The sequence below is a fragment of the Aquimarina megaterium XH134 genome, assembly GCF_000520975.1.
In the GTDB taxonomy this organism is placed as follows: Bacteria; Bacteroidota; Bacteroidia; order Flavobacteriales; family Flavobacteriaceae; genus Aquimarina; species Aquimarina megaterium.
Genome location: NZ_JACB01000097.1, coordinates 1 through 6,646, shown reverse-complemented (window position 1 = coordinate 6,646; position 6,646 = coordinate 1). Strand labels below are relative to the sequence as shown.

The 6,646-nt window shown below is 34.2% G+C and carries 4 protein-coding genes; all 4 read left to right on the top strand.

Annotated features, from left to right (window positions below):
• The coding region (locus Z053_RS0127095) for a T9SS type A sorting domain-containing protein (RefSeq protein ID WP_025668114.1) at positions 1-274 on the top strand (274 nt) is incomplete at its 5' end.
• 703 nt (positions 275-977) lie between these two features.
• Positions 978-3,872 carry a M4 family metallopeptidase gene (locus Z053_RS30595; RefSeq protein WP_025668113.1) on the top strand — a complete coding sequence of 965 codons (2,895 nt, stop codon included), beginning with the start codon at positions 978-980 and terminating at the stop codon, positions 3,870-3,872.
• A gap of 366 nt (positions 3,873-4,238) precedes the next feature.
• Entirely contained in the window at positions 4,239-4,469 is a 231-nt protein-coding gene (locus tag Z053_RS0127085; RefSeq protein ID WP_025668112.1) for a hypothetical protein, read from the top strand.
• A 113-nt stretch (positions 4,470-4,582) separates the two neighbouring features.
• A partial coding sequence (locus Z053_RS32025; RefSeq protein WP_025668111.1) for a M14 family zinc carboxypeptidase occupies positions 4,583-6,646 on the top strand: 2,064 nt, incomplete at its 3' end.

The window sequence follows — 6,646 nt, the reverse complement described above, 5'->3', positions numbered from 1 at the left end:
AAATAATATCAACAGTAATGATATTGCAACAACAGAATTGAAAAATTCTGAATTTGTGATTTCGCCTGTTCCTGCAAAAAACTTTATCACAATTCGAATGAACAATGCTAAGGATTCAAACTATAGAATCATTAATCATATTGGACAAATGGTAAGAAATGGTAAAGTATCTGAAAACAAGGTAGAATTAAGTGGTTTACCAGATGGGATGTATTTCTTTTCTGTTATATCAAATGATAAAACATTAACCAAGAAGTTTATTATCAAGCAATAATATACATTCAGTATTTTTTTAAAACCCTCGAAACAGTTTGTTTCGGGGGTTTTCTATTTTCAGTAATAAGTAAATTTATATATTTAAATAAAACATATTCACTTACTATCTATATAGTAGTTTTTAAGGCAACGAATTCAAAATAGAGAATGCTCAATCATATGCTTTTCTTTTATAAGAAAACCACAATAATACTATGCGTACACAGTAATTTAATATAAAAAAACATGTTTTATTAAGATTAATCTATATATTCGCCCCTCAAAATAACTTCACACTCATTTTTACACATCATTTTTAATATTTAGACTATACTCTAAAGTATAATTTAGCAGAGATTTTTTATCTGTTCACTAGTAATTATATTCAGGGAAATCGTCGGATTGATCCGTCTTGTACCGATATAATTCGAATGTGTTGGGGGACACAATAGAAGTATAATTACTGAACTCCCTCTCCTTTTATGGAGAGGGTTTTTTTATTAAAAAATACCAACCAAGACTTATTTCGACCTTTAACACACAATACTAAGCAATTCCTGTTTTCCTTTCAATAAAAACTAACCACCTCATTATCAATAATAAAAAAATCCAGAAACATGTTTTGAGTCATCTTAAAACATGTTTCTGGACGTATATAGATTGATTTGCGACACCTTTTTAAGTAGTTTTCGAAATTATAAATCTAACACACAAATCAACTTATGAAAAAAAATTTCAATGTATTAGTATTAATGTTTATACTTATTTTTTCCTCATATGGGCAGGAAAAATATGAAGTATTACAAAAAGGGGAACAAGGAATGATTCCCCGAGCAATTAAATTTGATCAAGAACCTATAGCTTTTTCTACTCCAGAAAATTTTATGAAACAGTTCTTTAATATCCCTCCTCATCAAGGAATCCTAATTACAGAAAAAAATCAAGATAAATTAGGTTTTACTCATTATCGTCTGCAACAAACCATTAATGGGATTCCTGTAGATAATTCTATGTACCTAATTCATGTTAAGGATGGTAAAGTAATCACTGCTAATGGAGAATGGTTTTCTACAGTGCCGGCTTCATTGTATGCTAAAAAAAGTACTTTGACTTCTGCTCAAGCTTTAGAAAAAGCAAAAACCGTAATAAAGGCTAAAAAATATGCCTGGGAAATAGGAAATGCTCAAAAAAATGGAGAAAGACATTTTATGGGAGAAAAAGTAAGTGATCGTGGAGAGCTTGTCTATTTCACAAATAATAATGAGCTTAATGCCGACAAACTTAAACTTGCTTACAAATTTGATATGTATGCAGCTGCTCCTCTACAGCGTTCTGATGTTTATGTTGATGCTAGTGATGGATCTATACTATTTTCATCTCAAAAAATTCACTCGGTAGATGGTACAACAGATACAGGGTATCATGGGCAACAAAATATAACTGTAACTCAAGGCGGATCTGGGTACGTTACCAGGCAAACTGGAAACAGAAGTGTTGCCATGAGAAATATGAATGGAGCAAATGTAAATTATCAAGTTGAACCAACTAATGCATCTTTAGTTACAAGTTCATCCACCACTTTCAATTTTAGTGGAAATGATAAATACTATATGGCTGCTTACTGGGGTATGGAAAAAACCTGGGATATGTTTAGTAGTGTATTTAATAGATCTAGTTATGATGGAAATGGTACTAATATAAATTTATATGTAAACGGATCAGGACAACAAGGAGATAACAATGCTTTTTGGGCAGGAACCTGGACCTTTTTCGGTAACAACACCAGAGGAGGAACTCCTTTTACTCCCTTAGATGTAGTAGGTCACGAAATTGCACATGGAGTAACAGGAACATCCGCTCAGTTAAGATATCAGAGAGAATCTGGAGCATTAAACGAAGCCTTTAGTGATATCTTCGGAGCTTATGTAGAATATTTTGCATTCAATACTATAAATCAAGATACATGGACATTGGGAGATAAAATTGCTTTAAAACGATCTTTATCCAATCCTAAACAATATAATCAACCTGATACTTACGGAGGAACAAACTGGAAAGAGCCAAATTGTGGAACTCCAACCGGTCAAAATGACTTCTGTGGTGTACACACCAATTCGGGGGTATTAAATCATTGGTTTTACCTTCTTTCTCAAGGCGGTCAAGGAAGCAATGATAACGGAAATTCATATACTGTAGAAGCTATTGGTATAGAAAAAGCAGGACAAATTGCATTTCGTGCTTTGACTAATTATTTATCTCAAAACTCTAACTATGCTGCAGCAAGAACAGCAGTGATCAACGCGGCAACAGATTTATACGGAGCTTCATCTTGTGAAGTAAAAGCTGCTACTAATGCAATGCATGCAGTAGGGGTTGGTCAACAATTTTCAGGAACTGCTAATTGTGGTGGTACACCAACATGTGCCGATGGAGTACAGAATGGTGATGAAACTGGTGTAGATTGTGGAGGTTCATGCGAACCTTGCTCTACAACAGTAACATACTGCGCATCTAATGGTCAAAGTACTTCTGATGAATATATCAGTAATGTGAAATTAGGAAGTATCAATAAAACGTCTACCGCAGGAAGTGGTGGGTATAGTGATTTTACTGCAGAATCAACCTCATTGTCTAAGGGAAATTCTAATACAATAACTATAACTCCTACATGGACCGGAACTCAATACAATGAAGCATACTCTGTATGGATTGATTATAACCAGGATGGGGATTTTGCCGATGCAGGAGAACAAGTATGGACTAATGCCGCTTCTCAAACAACCCCGGTAAGTGGTAATTTTACGGTACCATCAGCCGCAAAAGATGGAAACACTAGAATGAGGGTTTCTATGAGATACAATACTGTTCCTAGTTCTTGTGAATCCTTTGATTATGGTGAGGTAGAAGATTATACTGTTACTATTAGTGGTGGATCTACTGGTGGTGATACTCAAGCTCCCTCTGCTCCTTCTGGATTAACAGCTTCTAATGTTGCACAAACCACACTTACACTATCATGGAATGCCGCCACTGATAATGTAGGAGTGACTGGATATGATGTATATCAAGGATCTACTCTATTAGGAAGTGCCAATTCGACATCTACTAACATCACTGGATTAACAGCAAACACTGCATATCAGTTTAGTGTAAAAGCTAAAGATGCTGCCGGAAATGTTTCTGGTTCTAGTAATACGGTTAATGTGACTACAACAGGAGGAAGTTCTGACCCCTGTGCAGGAGTAACCCCATATAATGGTTCGGTAAATTATCAGGTTGGTGATCGTGTAACTTATCAAGGATATCTTTATGAACGTACTACCTTTGGATGGAATAACCTTGGGGCATGTGGTGCATTTTTTGCCTCGGCATTCTCTGTAATCCATACCGCTCCACCTTTTAATACACAATTAAAAACATATCCAAATCCTGTAAGTGGTACTATTATTAATATCGATACCCACAACCTTAACAGTAAAAAGTATGTGATATTTAATATACTAGGGCAAACTGTTGATCAAGGAACATTTATAAACATAATTAATGTTCAGGAATTAAAATCAGGGTCTTATTTTGTAAAAGTTGGCGACAAAACTGCACAATTCGTTAAACAATAAAATCTTATTTAAATTCCTCTTAAAACGAGATGTTTTAAGGGGAGTTTTTACCTGTATCAAAAAGGTATTCATTAGCTAATGACGTATCAATGATCGTCTGGAAAAAGTAAACAGAATCTAGTTAAATTATTTCCTAGGATACGTATTCTTCACAAACAACGTAATAGTTATTTTATAACAATAATTCATTTTTTCTTTAAGTTCAATAAAAAAAGAAAAGGTAAAAGAATTGTATCATCATTACATTTAACTTCTCAAAAACAAACACTTACAACATAAAATATATAATAATTGTTGGGTATATCTGATTTATTAAAATTATATTTATAGTAAATTAACCATACACAAAACTCAAACTTCGTCATAATGAAAGATTATAACAAAAATGCTTTCCCTCAACTGGCATTTCGTTTAACTTTTTCTCATCTAACACTACAAGAAAAAAAGAAAAAAGGTAAACTATCAAGAAAAAAACTAATTCTTAGTTCTAACAGTTCTCTAGTCACTAAAAATTATCAAGAAATCCCTAAAGACTATCCTACTGTATATATTGGTAACACGTATCCTGGTATTGGAAATCTTTCTACCTGTTCCTAAGAATTAATTACATTTTTTCTACACTCTCGATAAATACATATGAAGAATGTTTCATCATTCATTCTATATTCTTCATAGAAAGTAATAAAAACTAACTCTTAAACACACAAACAATGAAAACAAACACTAATTCTTTAAAATCCTATATCCCATGGATATACACTATCTTTTTTCTATGTAACATGTATATGTTACAGGCACAAGAGAAATATTATCGAGTTGTTTTTGACACAAACAAAGAGCAACTAGAAATGCTACAGGCAAAAGGACTCGAAGCCGATCATTTTCATTATGAGAATGGTAAAATTACTGCAGAAATTTCACATAGCGATCTTAAATTATTAAGGAAAAATAACGTTAAATACAAAATCAAAATTCGTAATCTCTCTAAAAGAATTCCCCGGATAAATAAAAGAACGGATAGAAGTAATGCACGTAAGGCGAAAAATAATATTCAGCAACAGGTGCCCTCTCCTAGTAATTTTGCATTGGGAAGTATGGGAGGTTTTCATACGCATGATGAGGCTATAGCCGCTTTAGATAAAATGCGACAATTGTACCCTCAACTCATCACAGCCAAATCATCTATTGGTACAACAATACAAGGTAGATCAATCTATATGGTTAAAATAAGTGACAATGCAGATACCGATGAAGACGAAGATGAAATGCTATATACTTCTATACATCATGCCAGAGAACCAGTAGGGCTCTCACAAAATCTTTTTTATATGTGGTACCTGTTAGAGAATTATAATTCTGATCCGGAAATCAAAATATTAGTAGATAATACCGAATTATATTTTATCCCTATTATTAATCCTGATGGATACATCCATAATCAGCAAACCAACCCAAACGGAGGAGGGTATTGGAGAAAAAACAGGCGAAACAACGGGGGATCTTATGGTGTTGATTTAAATCGTAACTATGGTTACCAATGGGCAGCTCCCGGAGGATCTTCTTCTACTCCCAGCAGTGATTCGTATCACGGTACTTCTAAATTTTCTGAACCTGAAACTCAGGCAATGAGAGATTTTACAAATCAGCATAATTTTGTAGCTGCGCTTAATTATCACTCGTTTAGTAATCTGTTGATTCATCCATGGGGATATAAGGCGAATACATTTACTCCTGACCAAAGTACATTTGTAAAAATATGTACATACATGACAGAAGAAAACTCATATACATATGGTACTCCTAATCAAACAGTAGGATACACAGCGGGAGGAAGTTCTGATGATTGGATGTATGGAGAACAAAGTTCTAAACCCAAGGTTTTTGCTATGACTCCCGAAGTAGGATCCTCAAATGATGGATTCTGGCCAGCTTCCAGTAGAATTATTCCTTTATGTAATGAGGTATATCCTTTTAACATTAAGATAATGAGAATGGCAGCCAAATATGCAAAAGTAACACCTGATAATGCAAATCAAACAATTACAAATACATCAGGAACGGTTGCTTATTCTATTAAACGTTTTAGTCTTAAACAAGCCAACTGGACAGTTAGTTTATCCTCCAATTCTTCACATATAAGTTCTTTAGGACAACCAAAGCAATATGGTAGTATCGAACTTTTAGGAACCGATACTGGAGCTATTGATTTTCAGTTAAAATCAACCACTCCAACAGGAACTCAAATTCCTATAACACTTACTATAAATAATGGTACCTGGGAGTACACTACAGATGTCACGATAACGTATAATGGTGGTTCTACTAATTGTACAGCAACAGTACCTACAGGAGTATCTTCTTCGGCTGTGGGATCAAACACTGCTACTATAGGATGGACTGCTGTAGCCAGTGCAACCTATGATCTAAGATACAGACAAACTGGAACAACAAACTGGACAACTTCTGCCGAAAACGGAACTTCTAAAGTGATTTCTGGATTAAACCCTTCTACTGCCTATGAAGTACAGGTAAGAAGTAAGTGTGCCGATGGAACTACTTCTAATTATAGTAGCTCTATTAATTTTACAACTACAGATGTACAACTTAACTACTGTGACTCTAATGGTCAAAGTGTAAATGATGAATACATCAGTAATGTAAAATTAGGAACCATCGATAAAACATCGACAGGAGCAAGTGGTGGATACAGCGATTTTACTGCTGAATCTACTAATCTGTCTAAAGGTAATGCAAACACCATTACCATTACTCCT